Genomic DNA, 17,376 nt, shown 5'->3' with positions numbered 1-17,376 from the left:
ATCTTTGTTTGTGACGCATATATATAGATAACGACAAAAGGCGACGTCAAGGCACCAACGGGAGCGGAGATGGCCGATGGTGAAGGAGGACCGTTTATGAACAATTGGAAACAAGCATTTCAAACCTTCTGGGAGGAACGCAACAGGCACTATGTAGACTTACAGCCGATAGATCATGCTGTAGCAAAAGATATCTTTCAAAAAAGGGAAAAAGTACGCTGGGAGCGCATCAGAGACGACTTTCGGGACAGAAAAGTGGAACTGAAGCGCTCCACAAGTCAAATTGATGTATTGAATGTGGTCGAAGAGGATCCTTATGTCAATGTGTGGTACAGAATAAGTATCAACTGGGACTTGGTTCAAAGGGAGCAGCACTTTCGTCAATCATGGGTGGAGCATAGAACGTGCTTGTTAAAAAATCATCACGGCTGGTGGGTGATGGAGGATAAGCTGGTTGAGGAAGAGGGGAAAGGAGTACTAGACCTGCCAGCCGAAGTAGATGGGGATCCCTGGCCGGCTGAGGGACAGTTAAGCAGGAATCAAACTGCTGAACAAGGTGAAACATATAGAGGATATAACCGCCAGCAAGCAGTAGGATATGCTCATCGTTGGTGGAACAGTTACAACCCTAAATTTAAACACTTTGATGTGGACTGCACTAATTATGTCTCCCAGTGCTTATGGGCTGGCGGTGCACCCATGACCTACTCACAGAACCGGAGCAAAGGATGGTGGTACCGATTTGAAACACAGCCAAACTGGAGTTTCAGTTGGGCCGTTGCCCATTCCTTGCGTTGGTATTTGGCTGGAAGTACATCGGGGCTCAGAGCCCGGGAAGTACAATCAGCCCGTGAACTGGAGCCAGGTGATGTGATTTGCTATGACTTTAACGGGGATGGCCGCTGGCAGCATAATACCATTGTTGTAGCCAAAGATGCCAACAATGAGCCCCTGGTCAACGCTCATACCACTAACAGCCAAAACCGTTATTGGGCTTACCGTGATTCTTACGCCTGGACCCCCAACATTCAGTATAAATTTTTCCATATTATCGTGTGATTACGGAAACAAGGATGGTGTATAATGGGATGTGACAGGAGAGGTGACAAAGCTTGAGTTTTCACATTGTGCTATACCAGCCAGAGATTCCTTACAATACAGGTAACATTGCCCGTACTTGCGCGGCTACTCAGACACCATTACATATTATCCGGCCTATGGGGTTTTCTACCGATGACAGGATGTTGAAACGGGCGGGGTGTGATTACTGGCATTCCGTTGAGATCCACTATTATGATTCCATGGATGAGCTGCTGGCTAAATACGCTGGCCATCGCTTCTTCTTTGTAGAAACAAGAGCACCACGTGTATATACTGAGGTGCAGTATCAGGATGGGGACTTTTTTGTCTTTGGCAAGGAAACGACAGGTATTCCGCCGGAGATACTGGAGCAGCATAAAGATACCTGGGTGCGTATCCCCATGAGTATGGAGCATGTCCGCTCCCTTAATTTGTCCAACACAGCTGCCATTATGGTTTATGAAGCCTTACGGCAGGTTTCTTTTTTTGGACTGGAATAGACAAGTTCTCGGGGTTTTGGGTGAAAAATGGTAACATAAAGGAGTTCAGAGCATGAGCAAAGTTATTCTATTTGACCTTGACGGAACATTACTGCCAATGGATACGGAGCAGTTTGTCAACAACTATTTAAAACTATTGGCCGAGAAGGTGTCGCCGCACCTTGAGCCCCAAACATTTATCAAAGCTTTATGGGCAGCAACGGAAGCGATGATCACCAATTTGGATCCGGACAAGACAAACGAGCAGGTGTTCACAACCACGTTTTTAAAAATGACTCAGCTTCAGAAAGAGAAGATCTGGCCTATTTTTGATGAGTTTTATGACCAGATTTTTCCCACCTTATCCCATCTGTGCCAGCCCACACCCCTGGCAAAAATGGTCGTAGAGGAAGCGTTGGAGCAGGGCTATCGTGTGGCTGTAGCCACTAATCCTGTTTTTCCCCGTCAGGCCATTGAACACCGTCTCACCTGGGCTGGGGTAGAACATGTCCCCTTTGAGTTGATCACGGTTTACGAAGAAAGCCGTTTTACCAAACCGCATCGACAATACTATGAATGGATCTGTGAGGCGCTTCAGGTGCAGCCCGAGCAGTGCGTGATGGTTGGCAACGATATGCAGGAAGATATGTCGGCCAGTCAACTGGGCATGAAGACGTTTTTGGTGGAAGGGCATGTGATTGACAGGGGCCAACCCCAGTATTCCGTTCATGACCGGGGCACTTTGACTGATTTGTATCATAAACTGAAAAAGAGGGAAGGTATTTTTTCCTCTTAGAGTGAGGGGCTTTTAAAGGCTGACATAGTGCATGCCATTACCAATGTTACGCACTAATTTTATAGAAAAAAGCAGGGGCTTCATCAGTGAGGTCCCTGCTTCTTGTTTTTAACGGCCTGTATCCGGTTTATCGTTGTATCCGCCGGTGAGGATCGCGGCCAAAAATCCAGCTGCAACTAAAATGGTAATGATCAATCCCATGTTAGGCCCTCCTAGATTAAATTCTTCCTTTATTATACTTTGTCAAGCTTGGGAATGCAAAACATGAGTGCTTGTTGAGCCTGTCTTTAAAAAATTTCTACACTTGGGCAAATTTGTGCTTTACACAATAAGAAGGTGCAGGGTATAATATCCATATCAAATTTTGGTAAAGGAGGTTGTGACCCATGTTGATGACAAAAGTGACATTCGGCGTATTTCCAGGCGTTCTAAGCCCTACTGTCAAACAACAATCGAATATGGGCACAGCCTCGTGTGGGTTAGAAGGAGTTGACCACTGAGATTGAACTTCAAGCATTGAATAACAGGCAGAATGGTCAGCTTGGTTTCCTAGTGTGAACTTGACCTGACTCCTTCTGTCGTGTTTTCCTGTTTAATTTACACATAAAGCCAAACGAACCATAGGCTGTGCCAGACACAACCTATGGTTTTTTGTATGGTATAAATGCTTTTTTAAGCATTTATATAGATAAAGAACCATAAGGTAAAATGGTTCTTTTTTTTATTTATGGAAAGGAGTGTTTTTGATGGGTAATTTTGCTTATTTATTGCGTTTAGCCATACGTCTTAAGGTGCTGGAAGACACCTGAAACGAAACTAAACAGGAAAGGGGTGTCAAAGGATGGTAATTCCCTTTTTTTCCTTTGTCATTGAGATTAAGGTCAAGAAAGCACAAAAAAGAGTTGTTCAATCGCTTAATGATCATGATCATATGGATCAGTTGGTTGAAAAATGCAAGCAAGAGTTCTATACTTATCATCGTTTTTTTTAAAACAATGCAGTGGGCGCCCAACTGATGGGGTGCCCACCTGTGCCATAAGAGAGTGTCTGTTCGAGGTACAGCACTTTAAGGTGTTTTCAAAGATTGCCTCGTTTGTGTCCCAGAATGAATCATGCTAGGAATGGAAAATCACTTCAAAAAACGGTATGCTATAACTATAGTCTGCAGCAGGGAGGTAAGCAGTTTGGCTAATCTGTTTGTGGCTCTTGGAGCGGCTCTCGCCTTTCTGGGTGTGGCCTTAGGCGCTTTTGGCGCCCATGGTCTGAAGGGAAAAATTACACCGGAAATGCTGGAGATTTATCAGACCGGAGTGCAGTATCATCTTATACATGCCTTAGGTTTGATTCTGATTGGTCTCTTGATTTATGTCATGCCTTCTCACCTGCTTAACTGGGCGGGGTGGTTATTGGCAGTGGGTATTATCATTTTCTCCGGAAGTTTGTATGCTTTAAGCATGACAGGAGTCACTAAGTTGGGGGCAATCACCCCGATTGGGGGAGTGGCATTTTTGATCGGTTGGATATTGGTGGTTATCGCTGCCCTGGCAAAATAAATTCATTGATTATCGATCAGGCTCCCGTCTGGGGAGACCCCAGCCTTGAATTGAGTGAATTTTGGTATTGGTGTGACAGCGATTGAAGAGAGGAGAGACCGGTATGTTACAACCGTTATTTGAACGTTTGCACAACATCTATCCCCGTTTGGTTGACTTCCGCCGTGATTTGCATATGTATCCGGAAATCTCTTTTGAAGAGGTAGAAACGCCCAAGAAAATCGCTCAATTTTTAACCGAACTGGGGCTTGAGGTGAAAACCGGCATAGGTGGACGGGGCGTTGTGGGTATTTTACGGGGCGGAAAACCGGGTAAAACAGTGGCGCTAAGAGCCGACTTTGATGCTTTGCCTATTCAGGATGAAAAAGAGGTGCCCTACCGTTCCAGAATACCAGGGAAGATGCATGCTTGCGGTCATGATGTGCACACCGCCGCTTTGCTGGGTGTGGCAGCCGTACTGAGTGAGGTTAAAGAGCAGCTGGCAGGGACCGTGGTGTTTATCCATCAGTTTGCTGAAGAATTGGCCCCTGGAGGAGCCAAACCGATGATTGAGGATGGCTGCCTTGATGGGGTAGATGTGATTTATGGAGCTCATGTCTGGTCCGGTTTGCCCTATGGAACCGTGGGTTTTTGTGAGGGTTATGCCATGGCGGCAGCTGATGCTTTCGAGATTGAAGTGACCGGACGGGGCGGGCATGGGGCACAGCCCCATCTCACCGTTGACCCCCTGGTGACAGCCAGCCAGCTGGTGGTCAACTTGCAAAATATTGTCAGTCGGCGGGTTGATCCGCTGAAATCTGCGGTGGTTACGGTTGGTTCCTTCCATGCCGGTGAGGCTTTTAACGTCATTGCTCATTCCGCTCATTTGAAGGGAACAGTACGAACGTTTGATGAAGATGTGAGAAGCATGATTGAGGAATGGATCGGCCAGGTGGTTAGGGGTACGTGTGAGCAGATGGGAGCAACGGCCACTTACGAGTATCGCCGGGGTTATCCTGCTTTGTATAATCATGTGGAGGAAACCAGGCGGGTAGAGCTGCTGGCCCAGCAACTGTTTGGGGCAGGTAAAGTAACGAAGATGGAGCCGATGATGGGCGGTGAAGATTTTGCCTACTATCTGCAGAAAGTACCCGGAACTTTCTTCTTTGTCGGTGGAGGCAATCCGGAAATAGACGCCGTCTATCCTCATCATCACCCCAAATTTGATGTGGATGAGCGGGCCATGCTGGTCACGGGGCAGTTGTTTATTACGGCAGTGCTGGATTATCTGGCGATGGGAAGTTGAAGGAGAGCTTGTGCCGTTCTTAAGACCAATAGTTTTAACAAAAAATCCATACAGGAGGGACGATGGATGAGAGCAACATGGGAATTTGTTTCCACAAAAAATATTGTGTTTGGCTATGGGTCTGTCGAAAAATTGGATCACATTCTGCAGCGATTCAATGCCAGGAATGTTTTGATCATTACTGATCAGGGTATCAGACAAGCAGGCATTTTAGAGCGTGTGGCCAGTCTGTTGCAAGGTTATCATGTTATGGTTTACGATCAGGCTGTTCCCGAACCACCCATTCAATCAGCTTTGGAGTGTTATGAACATGCCAGATCTGTCCAACAAACCGATGTGATTATTGGCCTCGGTGGAGGAAGCAGTATTGATTTGGCCAAAGTTGTTGCCTTATTGATGGCTCATGGGGGCCATCCCAGAGATTATTTTGGTGAAAACAAAGTTCCCGGTCCGGTTGCACCATTAATAGCCATACCAACAACAGCAGGCACAGGGTCTGAAGTGACGTCAATTACAGTCCTGACAGATACTGAAAATAATCTAAAAACCGGAATATCAGATAATCATTTGCGTCCGGCTGTAGCACTGTTAGATCCTACCTTGACGTTAAAGCTGCCTCCTTATGTGACCGCCTGTTCAGGCATTGATGCCCTGGCCCATGCGATTGAGGCTTACATGGCCAAACCATTTCAGTACATTGAAGCTGATGGGGAGCTGTTGTTTCAGGGGGCCAATCCAATTAGTGATGCGTTGGCCATCCAGGCTATCAAACTCATTGCTGACCATCTTGTCGTAGCCGTTCAACAGGGAAGCAAATTGGAAGCCCGTTCCCAAATGCTATTGGGGAGTTTGCTCGCAGGTATGGCCTTCTCCAATGCAGGTACGGCTGCTGCCCATGCCTTAGCCTATCCCATCGGTGGTTTGATCAAAGCACCACATGGCGAGTTAACTGGGCTTCTATTACCTTATGTGGTGGAATTTAATGCCCACGCTGCTAAGGAAAAAGTGAGGAACATTGCACAAGCCTTTGGACTACCTTCAGAAGGAATAAGTACTAAAGAGGTAAAGGATCGTTTAGTGGCTGCCTTGTTTGATCTGCTTAAATCTATAGGTTTGCCAACGAAATTATCGGAAATTGGGATACATAAAGAGCAACTGCCAGAGATTGCGAAGAAAGCGTTAACCATTGAACGCTTAATTCGGAACAATCCCCGTATTCCGACACAGGAAGGATTTGAGCAGCTGCTTACCAAGGCGTTATAGGAGGAAGAGGACTCTGTTAAGAGTCCTTTTTTCATAGTTTCATGGACTAAAGTAGTAGTCGTATTTAACGTACTAGGCAGGGGCGTTTATGATCAAACGTCCAGCCTGGAATGAGATACTGCATAGCTTTGGTGTCGTCACGGTCACCCATCTTCATCTTATTGTAAAGTTGGTTTGCTTTTTCAATTTGTATCATATCTACTTCAACCCCAAGCCCGGGTTTATCAGGGAGAGTCACTGTTCCATTGACGATCTTAAACGGTTCTTTGGTCAAACGCTGTCCATCCTGCCAAATCCAGTGAGTGTCAATGGCAGTTATCTCCCCTGGGGCGGAGGCTGCGACATGGGTAAACATAGCTAAGGAAATGTCGAAGTGAGTATTGGAGTGGGAACCCCACGTTAGGCCCCATTCATGGCACATTTGTGCAACACGTACCGAGCCTCGCATTGTCCAAAAATGCGGGTCTGCCAGGGGAATATCCACGGCGTTTAGTTGGATGGCGTGTCCCAATTGGCGCCAATCCGTAGCAATCATATTTGTGGCGGTTGGCAGACCAGTTGCTCGTCGGAATTCAGCCATCACTTCACGTGAGGAGTAGCCATTTTCGGCCCCGCAAGGATCTTCTGCATAAGCCAGTATATGATTCAGATTTTGGCAAAGGTTAATAGCTTCTTCCAATGACCAAGCGCCATTGGGATCAAGGGTAATTCGAGCATCAGGGAAACATTGGGCTAATGCGGTAACAGTTTCAATCTCCTCTGTACCATGCAACACGCCCCCCTTCAACTTAAAATGCTTAAAGCCATAGCGTGCATGTGCAGCTTCGGCAAGGAGCACAATCTCCTCGGGCGTGAGTGCTTCTTCGTGTCGCAAACGAAGCCAATCATCCTTGGCATCGGAAGCACTCAGATAAGGTAGATCTGTCTTGTTTCGGTCACCGATGTAGAACAGGTAGCCTAGCACCTCTACCGTCTCACGCTGCTGGCCTTCACCAAGTAGCGCAGCAACCGGTACATTAAGGAATTGTCCCATGAGATCGAGTAGTGCAGCCTCCAGGGCCGTAACGGCATGAATCGTCACCCGCGAATCAAAGGTTTGTAAACCACGTCCACCAGCATCCCTATCGGCGAAGCTTTGATGCACATCCTTGAGAATACTGTTATAAGTCCCTATAGGTTGCCCTATGACCAGGGGCTTTGCATCTTCCAGCGTTTGGCGAATGCCTTCGCCCCCTGGAACTTCTCCAACTCCAGTGTGGCCCGAGTTATCTTTCAGGATAACCACATTTCGGGTAAAAAAGGGGCTATGGGCACCGCTAAGATTAAGTAGCATGCTGTCGTGACCCGCAACTGGAATGACAAGCATCTCGGTAATCACTGGTGTACTAGATTGGTTATTTTTTTGATCTAGATGTGTCATCATGACATCTCCTTTCACATAAGTTATTATTAGTATAAATTGTAAGACAAATTATATAAAATGCCAATAAGCAATTTTTAAAAATGAATGATTATTCTCAATATTAGTGTTGAATTATTAATTAATTTGTCATACAATATAGATAAATTAAATACCATGAATTAGGAGTAAGAGCATGAAAGAAAATGAAAAACCTTTAATAGCAAGTGTGAAAAGGAAGACACTTTCTGAGGAGGTGATTGACCAGGTCATTCAGTTACTCATTGATGGAACCCTAAAGCCAGGGGATAAATTGCCCTCAGAAATAGAGTTAGCCGAAATGCTTTCGGTAAGTAGGCCTGTATTGCGTGAAGCGATGAGTTCATTAGGTTCATTGGGAGTCATTGATCGAAAAACACGTGGAGGGACTTATTTTGCCCAAAAAATAAGCAGCAGGCCCTTTTCAATTATGCTTGCCCTATCAGCGGGTAACATTGTGGAAATTGTTGAATCCAGAATGGCCTTGGAATTAGGTTTGGTTGCATTAGCGGCTGAAGATATCACTGATGATGAACTAGAAAAGCTAAAATTGACGATTACAGAAATGGCCAATGACCGAGAAGACTATTCTAAATATGACCGTGAATTTCACCGAATTATCGCTTTAAGTGGGAGTCGTACAATATTTGAAGGAATGGTTGACGCTATACTCACGGCCTTTGATCGAACGATTTCTGAACTAAAAGAGAAAGAACATAGTGTAACATTGGAACATCATAAAAAGATTTATCAAGCTCTTAAAGAGCGTTCTCCTATAGAGGCTTTTAGACACATGTATACACATATGGATTTCGTACGTAAAAGAATTTTAGCAAACCATAAAAAATAGAATGTGTGGGGTTAATTTGAAGTGTTAGATTAAGGAGGCGATCTACAAGTTGTCTGAAAGAAAGTTAAGAAGCAGGGAAGTTGTTGAGGGAGCAGAGAGAGGAGCCCAAAGAGCTCTATTAGCCTCAGTGGGTGTGTCAAAAAAGAACTTATCTAAACCCTTTATTGGCGTTGTCAACACGTACAATGGCATGCATGCCGGCCATGTCCATCTCAATGGATTAGCAGAACTAGTCATTGAGGGAATCAATGCAGCAGGAGGGTTGCCCTTTGAATTCGGTACAATAGCCTTATGTGACGGAATTGCACAAGGTCACGTAGGAATGCACTATGTTCTACCCAGCCGGGAAATTATCGCTGACTCCATTGAATTAACCGCGCAAGCCCATCGTTTGGATGGACTAGTCATGTTAGGCAGTTGTGATAAAATTGTTCCTGGAATGCTCATGGCAGCCAATCGATTGAATATTCCTTCTTTACTAGTGACAGGGGGGCCTATGAAACCAGGTAAATATGATGGGAAGAGCAGAGCGCTTTATGAATTGCGTGAAGCAGCTGCGCAACTAAAAAGGGGAAAGATGACAGAAACGCAATTTGAAGATTTTGAGAAAAAAGTCACACAAGGACCGGGCTCTTGTGCCATGATGGGTACGGCAAATACGATGTGCATATTAACAGAAGTGTTGGGGTTATCACTCCCAGGTTGTGCGACAGCACATGCTGTAGATGAAACTAAAGCGTTCATTGCTAGAGAAAGTGGTAAGCGTATAGTGGAAATGGTCCATGAAGATTTAAAACCAAGAGATTTAATGACTGAAAAAGCGTTTCAAAATGCGCTCACTGTTTGCATGGCTATTGGTGGGTCAACTAACACATTATTACATTTACCAGCCATCGCAGCGGAATCCGGAATTAAGATTACCCCTGATGACTTTGAAGAAGCTAGTAAGAAAACACCATTAATCATAAAAGCTAAACCTTCTGGACCGCATACCTTATATGATGTGGATGCAGCAGGCGGGGTGCCAGTTATATTGAAAGAATTAGCCCCATTACTTGATATGACTCAAAAAACAGCTAACGGAACAACTCTAGAGGAGTCCGTTCAAAATGTTGAAAATTTAAATCCCGAAGTAATTAGACCCTTAAAGGATGCTTACAGTGATCAAGGAAGTTTAGCGATCTTAAAGGGAAATTTGGCTCCGAACGGGTGTGTGGTCAAACAAGGGGCAGTTGTGGATGCAATGAAACTGCACACTGGTCCCGCACGTGTTTTTGATAATCAGGAAGAAGCTATTGACGCTATTATGAATGAAGAGATTAGAAAAGGAGATGTCATTGTAATAAGGTATGAGGGACCTCGTGGAGGACCCGGAATGAGAGAAATGCTCGGAGCTACTTCTGTATTGATGGGAGCCGGTCTTGGTGACAGTGTCGCACTAGTCACAGATGGGAGGTTTTCTGGATCCACAAGAGGGCCATGCATTGGCCACGTCTCACCAGAAGCAGCGGCCGGAGGACCTATCGCCTTAGTAGAAGATGGCGACTTAATTACAATCGACATTGTAAACAGGTCGATAACATTGCATGTCGAGGATGAGGAGTTGAAAAAAAGAAAACAAAACTGGGTACCAAAAGAACCCAAAATTAAAGACGGTATGTTGCGACGCTATGCATCTAACGTATCTTCAGCTGACAAAGGAGCGATTTTACAGGCATAAACCTAAAGAAAAAATAAATTTGTGATATATCATATCCCATATCTTAAACTTCAAATTGTTATTGTTCAATGTTTGGGGTGAGACAATGATCAAAAAATATGGGGATATATATGCAAGTATATTTTTGATTATCTTTTCCGTAATCATGTATTTGGCAACGTTTACATTTGAACGATTAACAGTGAGCAGAATTGGATCAGAATTTGTACCGCAACTCACTTCTATCGGAATTTTTATTTTAAGCATTTCTCTGTTGATCAAAGGAATCAAGCGGATGAAGTCAGACAATAACCACCAAAGTGAGCGTCCATCATTCCGTTATTTTACAGTTATCGCAACAATAGTTTTAATAGCCGTTTATATTGCCTTAATGCGTGAAATAGGGTTTCTTTTAATGACCGTTGTTTATTTGTTTGCCCAGTTCTATGTGTTAGCTGGTAAGTCTAAAAGAAACCTTCCATTATTTTTAGTGCTCTCTATAGCAGTATCTGTAACCGTTTACTACGTTTTTCGTTATGGATTTAATTTGTTGTTACCAGCAGGAATTTTAGGATGAGGGGAGGGGTTGAGCTAAATGTTAGAAATGCTTCTGGAAGGATTTGCAACAGTTTTTACCTTAAATACGTTGCTATTGGTGTTAGTAGGGGTTGTTTTGGGACTCGTTTTCGGTTCTATACCTGGATTAACGGCAACAATGGCAATTGCCATATGTCTCCCCATCACCTTTGGGATGGAAGCGACTGACGGGATGGCATTATTAATGGGATTATATATCGGTGGGGTTTCAGGTGGATTAATACCGGCTATTTTATTAAATTTGCCGGGTACACCGTCCAGTATTGCAGCTACCTTTGACGGTTATCCCATGGCCAAAAAAGGACAGGCGGGCAAAGCTTTTGGAATAGCCATCTCATTTTCATTTCTTGGTGGTCTTTTTAGCATTCTGATTTTAATGTTTGTTTCTCCTCCTTTAGCACAACTTGCGATAAAATTCGGTCCTTTTGAATATTTTGCCGTGACAATGTTTGCTCTAACTATGATCTCAAGTGTATCAGGCAATTCAATCATCAAAGGACTTTTAAGTGGCTTAATAGGGATGAGTTTGGCTTTAGTCGGTTCAGCACCTATCGATGCCTATCCCAGATTTACTTTTGGTTTTGATGCACTCGATGCTGGCTTTGCCTTATTACCTGTTATGATTGGACTATTTGCCATTTCCGAAATATTAAAAACATCTGAGAGTAAAATTAAAACCATTGATCAAAAAGAGACTCCAGATTATAGAATGAAAGGATTGGGTTTTTCCCTTGCTGAGTTTGTTAAACAAGGTTGGAATGGATTGAGGTCAGCCTTGATTGGTGTAGGAATTGGGATACTGCCAGGAATTGGAGGGGGGACGGCAAACCTTGTTTCCTATGCGGTGGCCAAAAACCAATCCAAGTATCCAGAAAAATTTGGAAAAGGTGTTCCTGATGGTCTTGTCGCTTCTGAAACGTCGAATAATGCAGCTATTGGGGGTGCCCTGGTACCTTTATTGTCACTAGGTATTCCTGGAGATACTGTGACTGCGTTGTTACTCGGTGGATTAGTTCTACACGGTATAACACCCGGTCCCTTGCTTTTTGAGCAAAATGGTGGAGTTGTTTATGTCATTTTTGCTGCTCTTCTTGTGGCTAATTTGGTCATGTTGGTTTCATTGTATTTAGGGATGAGAGTTTTCGTAAGGATTCTAAGCATTCCCCAGCACATTTTATTACCTATCATTATCGTCTTATGTGTAGTGGGCGCATTTGGGGAAAACAATCGACTGTTTGATGCAGGAGCACTACTCTTTTTTGGAATTTTAGGCTATGCGATGTATAAGTTTGATTTTCCGCTCACTCCTCTCATTTTAGGATTTATATTAGGTCCTATTGCCGAAACCAATTTGCGCAGAGGATTGATGTATACCCAAGGAGAATTTATTCCATTCCTTACTTCGCCGATAGCTGCCTTCTTTTTAATCTTAGCTGTTGTTTCAGTTATATTGAGTGCTAGGAAAAACATTATAAAGAAAAAGGAAAAAGATCTAACGGTTTCTTCTTAAGAAGATTTTATTTAATTCATGGTAAAAATTATAGGGTTTAATGTGTTTTTTTATAGGAGAAATCCTATAAAAATAAATTAAATTATTTAAAAAATCAAACATTGGAGGGATTGTGCATGAAAAAAACTTTCAAAACTACTCTGTTGTTGGGAGTTGCGTTTATTTTCATCGCCTTGATTGTTACAGGATGTAGTCAGACAGAAACGAATGTATCAGATGAAAACAGTACGGAAGACATCACAAAAAGCGCAAGGGAATCGACAACTGATGATAATAATTATCCTACTGATACGATTGAAGTCGTTGTACCTGCGGGTCCCGGTGGTGACACCGACATAAACGCCAGAACGTTAGCTAAATATTTATCGGAAGAATTGGGAGTAAACATGGTTGTAAGCAATATCTCTGGAGCGGGGGGGACTACAGGGGCTCAAGAAGTATTAAAAGCTGATCCAGATGGCTCCAAAGTATTGTTTCATCACAATGGCTTTCTACTTAACAATATTTTAGGACTTGCCGATTACACTCATAGTGACTTTGAAGTTGCAGGTATTGCAGTATTGGATGAAGGAAATGGATTTTTTGTAAACGCTGAATCGGAGTATGAAGATTTGAGTGATTTAATTGAGGCAGCGAAAGCAAATCCGGGAAAAATATCGATCGGTACAGAAGTCGGTTCATTTACTCATCTTCAGTTACTAGCTTTTCAAGAGAATACTGGAACAGAACTTAATATTGTCGATGCGGGCGGTGCCGCGGATAAAATTGTTGCCTTGCAGGGAGGGCACATTGAATATTATGCCCACTCAATACGGGTTAGTCAAACAGTATATTGATTCGGGTGATTTTAGGACACTTGGCATTCTTGCAGAAGAAAGTGTGCCATTAATGCCTAAGATTCCAACTTTTAAAGAACAAGGTGTTGATATTTCTTTTGAAAAGTTCTATTTCTATGCCTTTCCACCAGGAACACCGCAAGAGGTTGTCAATCAATTCACTAATGCGTTAAAAGCCGTGGTGGAAGAGAATGAAGAATATCGCAGTGAGGCGGAAAAATTTTTTGTATCTCCCACATACATGACCCCTGAAGAAACATCTCAATATATGCAAGAAACTTTCCAATATTACGAAGGATTGCTGGAAGCGATAGAGCAATAAAACCTACAAAATTACTAATGTGTTAGATCCTGATTAGGATAGCTTACGAAAAGGATTTCCCAGTCTGCTTCGTTTTGAGGAGGAGAGTTTAGTATAAATGCGCATAACAAAAATTGAAACATTACAACTTAAAGAGCATCCTCGCGAACTTTGGGTACAAATTCATACTGATGAAGGGATTGTGGGATTAGGGGAAACAAATGCTAAACCGGCTCCTGTTCAAGAGCTCATTCACAGTTTATGTGCTGAGCTGTTATTGGGGCAAGATCCACGGAATATTGACCATATTTGGCATACTTTTTACCGAGTATTTAATCATCACGGCAGTTCCGGAGCTGAAATGAGAGCTCTTAGCGCCATTGATATCGCTTTATGGGATATTTTGGGGAAGGTATTAGGGCAACCTGTTTACCGTTTGCTTGGAGGAGCTTCCCGAGAAAAGATAAAAGTCTACAATACATGTGTTGGCTACATGCGATACAACGATCGTGACCGATTTTTAAAAGAGCCGGAGAAATTAGCAGAAGAGTTGTTAAAAAAGGGAATTTCAGTGATGAAAATATGGCCCTTTGATGAACTGAGTCGTGATTTTCAAGGAAATTACATCTCCCCGAAGTTGATTGAAAAGGGGATAGAGCCATTTCGAAAAATACGTAAAGCATTTGGTAATGAGATTGAACTGGCACTTGAAGGTCACGGTCGTTGGAATTTAACAAGTGCAATTCGGATTGCAAAAGCATTAGAGGAATACAAGTTGCTTTGGTTGGAAGACTTGATGCCTGTTAACAATGTAAAAACAATCGTTAAGTTAAAGGAATCTACCACGATTCCAATTGCGGCAAGTGAACGGTTGTTTACTCGATACGAGTATAACGATCTCTTGCAGGAACCCGCTGCAGACATTGTCATTGCAGATCCTGCCTGGGCGGGTGGCATTTCTGAGGTGAAAAAAATTGCTTCACTTGCGGATATAGCTGGTCTCCCCTTTGCCCCCCACAATTGTGGGGGGCCGGTATTACATGCGGTTTGTACACATATTTGTTACAATATTCCCAATCTATGTTATGAAACATACTATTCAGAGATTGTAACGAATGCACCACTTGTCGTTAATGGTTATATTAAGCCGCCACAAGAGCCTGGACTAGGGGTTGAATTGAGACCGGAGGTATTTAGCCGATCTGATTTAGTCTACAGAGTTACTGAACGGGTTTCAACCAGTGGAGAAAAACAAGTGTACAATATCTCGGGAGATGGTGATCCATGGAAAACCAATAGATAGTAAGATGTATTTAATTCAAATATGACTCATAGAAAGGAAGAGATGGATATGCTCAAAAAGCGTTTGGCCATTGATGAATTAATCTTATCAACAATGATCTCAGAGGTAAGAAATCCGAATCTGGCCCGTATGCTCGCTACAGCCGGCCTTGATTCCATTATCATTGATATGGAACATGGGACCTTTAGCTGGCCGGAAATGTCAGCGATGATTACCGTCGCCAAGGGGGCAGGTGTGGCACCTGTTGTACGCATTCCAGAAATTAGGAGGGAAACTATTCTTAAGCCCCTTGATGCAGGTGCGGCAGGCATATTAGTCCCCATGGTTAACAGTGTCGAAGAAGCGAAGGAGGTCATACAACATGTGAAATACCCTCCCGATGGAAAGCGTGGAGCTGCCCTGCGCCGCGGACACAGTGATTATCGAGCTGTCTCCGCTGCAGACTATATGAAGCAAGCAAATGAAGAGATTGCAGTTCTTCTACAAGTCGAGACAATGGAGGCAGTTCATTGCGCCCCTGAACTTGCCCAGGTAGAAGGGGTCGATGCCTTATTCATTGGTCCTTTTGACCTTTCCGTTGATATGGGAATACCAGGGAAAATATGGGACAAATCCCTCCGTCAAATTTATTCAGATATTATTTCCGCTTGCAAACAAAGAGGCGTTGCTGTAGGAATTCAGTCGTTCGATATTGAACAAGCAAGGGAATTAGTGAACCTAGGAGTAAGGTACCTCTCGTTCAGTAGCGATGTCAACATGCTGGTCGATCAAACTGCTAGTGCTGTTAAACAGATCCATCAAAAATTTGTCGTTTAATACTTATGACGGTAAAGTCTGGGCTGTAAAAGATTGAATGCACTGATTGGACATGAAATTCCAGGAATAAACCGAGAGGAACAATTAGAATTAGCCCGCAAAAACCTCGGGTTTGCAGCTGATCAAGCCAGGAAGTTTGGTATTGAAGTCCTTGTTGAAGCGGTTAACACATTTGAAAACGGCCCCTATTTGCTGAGTACAACCCGCCAGGCAGTTGATTTAATTGATAGCGTCGGGCGTGACAACCTAAAGCTTCAATATGATGTTTATCATATGCAACGAATGGAAGGGAACATTGTTTATACAATTCAACATTATCTATCATACATCGCCCACGTCCAGATTGCTGACTCCCCTAATAGAGGGGAGCCTGGAACAGGAGAGATTAATTACCGCTATGTGCTAAGTGTGTTGAAAGAGTCAGGTTACAAGGGATACATCGGGCTAGAGTATAACCCCTCCGCTCGAATAACAGAGACCAGTCTTGTATGGTTGCCTCGTTCCTTGCGTGGTGGAGAGGTTGATCTTGCTGATATTAGAGACCTAAAACTTGAAAGGAGGATATAAATGGAAAGGATAGGATTTATCGGGCTTGGAATCATGGGAAAACCTATGGCCATTAACTTGTTAAAGGCAGAGTATCAGTTGGTGGTTTATAACCGTAGTAAGCCAAAGGTTGACGAATTGGTTGCCAAAGGAGCGGAAGCAGCGGGAAGTCCACGAGAGGTAGCTGAAAAAAGTAGCGTGATTATTACCATGCTCCCCGACTCCCCACAAGTCGAAGAAGTATTAACAGGACCGGATGGGGTCTTTGATGGAGTAAAGAAAGGTTCATTAATCATAGATATGAGCACGATTTCCCCGGTTGTGGCCAGAAATTTGTCGGAAGAGGCTCGCAAGTATGGTGCTAGTATGCTTGATGCGCCGGTCAGCGGCGGTGAACCGGGTGCCATACAGGGAACACTCTCTATCATGGTTGGTGGCTCAACTGAAGATTTCGAAAGGGCAAAACCACTTTTTGAGGTGATGGGAAAAACGATTACTTTAGTTGGTGAAGCGGGTGCAGGGCAGATTGTCAAAGCTTGCAATCAGATAGTAGTAGCTTTAACCATTGGCGCTGTGTCGGAAGCACTTGTTCTCGGATCCAAAGCAGGAGTTAACCCTGCTAAAATTCTCGATGTTCTTTCCGGTGGTCTCGCCGGGAATAAGGTCATGGAAGTACGCAGATCCAACTTCCTGGAGCATGACTTCAAACCGGGTTTTAAAATTGATTTGCACCACAAAGATCTAAGGATCGCACTTGAAACAGGAAGAGATTACGGAGTTTCTTTGCCACTTTCCGCTGTTGTCGACCAAATGATGTCATCTTTGGTGGCCAGAGGTGATGGTTCTAAGGACCATTCTGCGGTATTAACTCTTATTGAAGATCTTGCCCAACACAAGATCTAATAGTCACATCGGTGCAACTTTTATCAGAATTACCGGATTACGCCGGGGTGAGTACAACCTCGGCTTGTTTGTCCTTATTTAAAGTCTGATTTGATTATCTCAACTCATCATTTAAACCATA

Annotated in this window: 18 protein-coding genes; 17 read left to right on the top strand and 1 reads right to left on the bottom strand. The window is 43.6% G+C overall.

Annotated features, from left to right (window positions below; translation table 11 throughout):
* Positions 1-96: 96 nt before the first annotated feature.
* The 7 genes from J2S00_RS04465 to J2S00_RS04435 all read left to right on the top strand — a co-directional run bounded on the left by J2S00_RS04465 (position 97) and on the right by J2S00_RS04435 (position 6,456).
* Complete coding sequence (locus J2S00_RS04465) at positions 97-1,059, top strand: amidase domain-containing protein (RefSeq protein ID WP_307335965.1); 963 nt, start codon at positions 97-99, stop codon at positions 1,057-1,059.
* Positions 1,060-1,112: 53 nt separating this feature from the next.
* Positions 1,113-1,580 carry a tRNA (uridine(34)/cytosine(34)/5-carboxymethylaminomethyluridine(34)-2'-O)-methyltransferase TrmL gene (gene trmL / locus J2S00_RS04460; RefSeq protein WP_307335962.1) on the top strand — a complete coding sequence of 156 codons (468 nt, stop codon included), beginning with the start codon at positions 1,113-1,115 and terminating at the stop codon, positions 1,578-1,580.
* 52 nt (positions 1,581-1,632) lie between these two features.
* Positions 1,633-2,355: an HAD family hydrolase gene (locus tag J2S00_RS04455; RefSeq protein WP_307335959.1), complete on the top strand. Its 723-nt coding sequence runs from the start codon at positions 1,633-1,635 to the stop codon at positions 2,353-2,355.
* A gap of 841 nt (positions 2,356-3,196) precedes the next feature.
* Entirely contained in the window at positions 3,197-3,346 is a 150-nt protein-coding gene (locus tag J2S00_RS04450) for a hypothetical protein (protein ID WP_307335957.1), read from the top strand.
* Positions 3,347-3,539: 193 nt separating this feature from the next.
* The gene (locus J2S00_RS04445) at positions 3,540-3,908 is read left to right on the top strand and encodes a DUF423 domain-containing protein (protein WP_307335954.1); all 369 of its coding nucleotides are present in this window, start codon (positions 3,540-3,542) and stop codon (positions 3,906-3,908) included.
* A 103-nt stretch (positions 3,909-4,011) separates the two neighbouring features.
* Positions 4,012-5,193: a M20 metallopeptidase family protein gene (locus J2S00_RS04440; protein WP_307335952.1), complete on the top strand. Its 1,182-nt coding sequence runs from the start codon at positions 4,012-4,014 to the stop codon at positions 5,191-5,193.
* Between the two features lie 66 nt (positions 5,194-5,259).
* Positions 5,260-6,456, top strand: a complete 1,197-nt coding sequence (locus J2S00_RS04435; protein ID WP_307335949.1) for a hydroxyacid-oxoacid transhydrogenase — start codon at positions 5,260-5,262, stop codon at positions 6,454-6,456.
* 64 nt (positions 6,457-6,520) lie between these two features.
* Here the strand turns inward: J2S00_RS04435 and gudD are convergent, their stop codons facing one another.
* Entirely contained in the window at positions 6,521-7,876 is a 1,356-nt protein-coding gene (gudD, locus tag J2S00_RS04430; RefSeq protein ID WP_370875823.1) for a glucarate dehydratase, read from the bottom strand.
* Between the two features lie 175 nt (positions 7,877-8,051).
* Between gudD and J2S00_RS04425 the strand changes: the two genes are divergently transcribed.
* The 10 genes from J2S00_RS04425 to J2S00_RS04380 all read left to right on the top strand — a co-directional run bounded on the left by J2S00_RS04425 (position 8,052) and on the right by J2S00_RS04380 (position 17,255).
* Complete coding sequence (locus tag J2S00_RS04425) at positions 8,052-8,744, top strand: FadR/GntR family transcriptional regulator (RefSeq protein WP_307335946.1); 693 nt, start codon at positions 8,052-8,054, stop codon at positions 8,742-8,744.
* 49 nt (positions 8,745-8,793) lie between these two features.
* The gene (ilvD, locus tag J2S00_RS04420; protein ID WP_307335943.1) at positions 8,794-10,464 is read left to right on the top strand and encodes a dihydroxy-acid dehydratase; all 1,671 of its coding nucleotides are present in this window, start codon (positions 8,794-8,796) and stop codon (positions 10,462-10,464) included.
* A gap of 85 nt (positions 10,465-10,549) precedes the next feature.
* Positions 10,550-11,020, top strand: a complete 471-nt coding sequence (locus J2S00_RS04415; protein ID WP_307335941.1) for a tripartite tricarboxylate transporter TctB family protein — start codon at positions 10,550-10,552, stop codon at positions 11,018-11,020.
* Between the two features lie 18 nt (positions 11,021-11,038).
* Complete coding sequence (locus J2S00_RS04410; protein WP_307335938.1) at positions 11,039-12,550, top strand: tripartite tricarboxylate transporter permease; 1,512 nt, start codon at positions 11,039-11,041, stop codon at positions 12,548-12,550.
* Positions 12,551-12,666: 116 nt separating this feature from the next.
* A complete protein-coding gene (locus tag J2S00_RS04405; protein WP_307335935.1) occupies positions 12,667-13,386 on the top strand; it encodes a tripartite tricarboxylate transporter substrate binding protein in 720 nt (239 codons plus the stop codon).
* Positions 13,349-13,708: a tripartite tricarboxylate transporter substrate-binding protein gene (locus J2S00_RS04400; protein WP_307335932.1), complete on the top strand. Its 360-nt coding sequence runs from the start codon at positions 13,349-13,351 to the stop codon at positions 13,706-13,708. Before J2S00_RS04405 ends, J2S00_RS04400 begins: the two co-directional genes overlap by 38 nt.
* A 97-nt stretch (positions 13,709-13,805) precedes the next feature.
* On the top strand, positions 13,806-14,990 hold the full coding sequence (locus J2S00_RS04395) for a mandelate racemase/muconate lactonizing enzyme family protein (RefSeq protein WP_307335928.1): 1,185 nt from the start codon (positions 13,806-13,808) through the stop codon (positions 14,988-14,990).
* 48 nt (positions 14,991-15,038) lie between these two features.
* Positions 15,039-15,806 carry an HpcH/HpaI aldolase family protein gene (locus tag J2S00_RS04390; protein WP_307335925.1) on the top strand — a complete coding sequence of 256 codons (768 nt, stop codon included), beginning with the start codon at positions 15,039-15,041 and terminating at the stop codon, positions 15,804-15,806.
* Positions 15,807-15,824: 18 nt separating this feature from the next.
* Positions 15,825-16,373, top strand: coding sequence for a hydroxypyruvate isomerase family protein (locus J2S00_RS04385; RefSeq protein ID WP_307336050.1), 549 nt, complete (start codon positions 15,825-15,827; stop codon positions 16,371-16,373).
* A complete protein-coding gene (locus J2S00_RS04380) occupies positions 16,374-17,255 on the top strand; it encodes a 2-hydroxy-3-oxopropionate reductase (protein ID WP_307335922.1) in 882 nt (293 codons plus the stop codon).
* The last annotated feature ends 121 nt before the right edge of the window (positions 17,256-17,376 follow it).

Origin of the sequence: Caldalkalibacillus uzonensis, from assembly GCF_030814135.1 — a bacterium.
Taxonomy (GTDB): domain Bacteria; phylum Bacillota; class Bacilli; order Caldalkalibacillales; family Caldalkalibacillaceae; genus Caldalkalibacillus; species Caldalkalibacillus uzonensis.
This window is presented reverse-complemented; position numbering and strand designations above follow the sequence as displayed.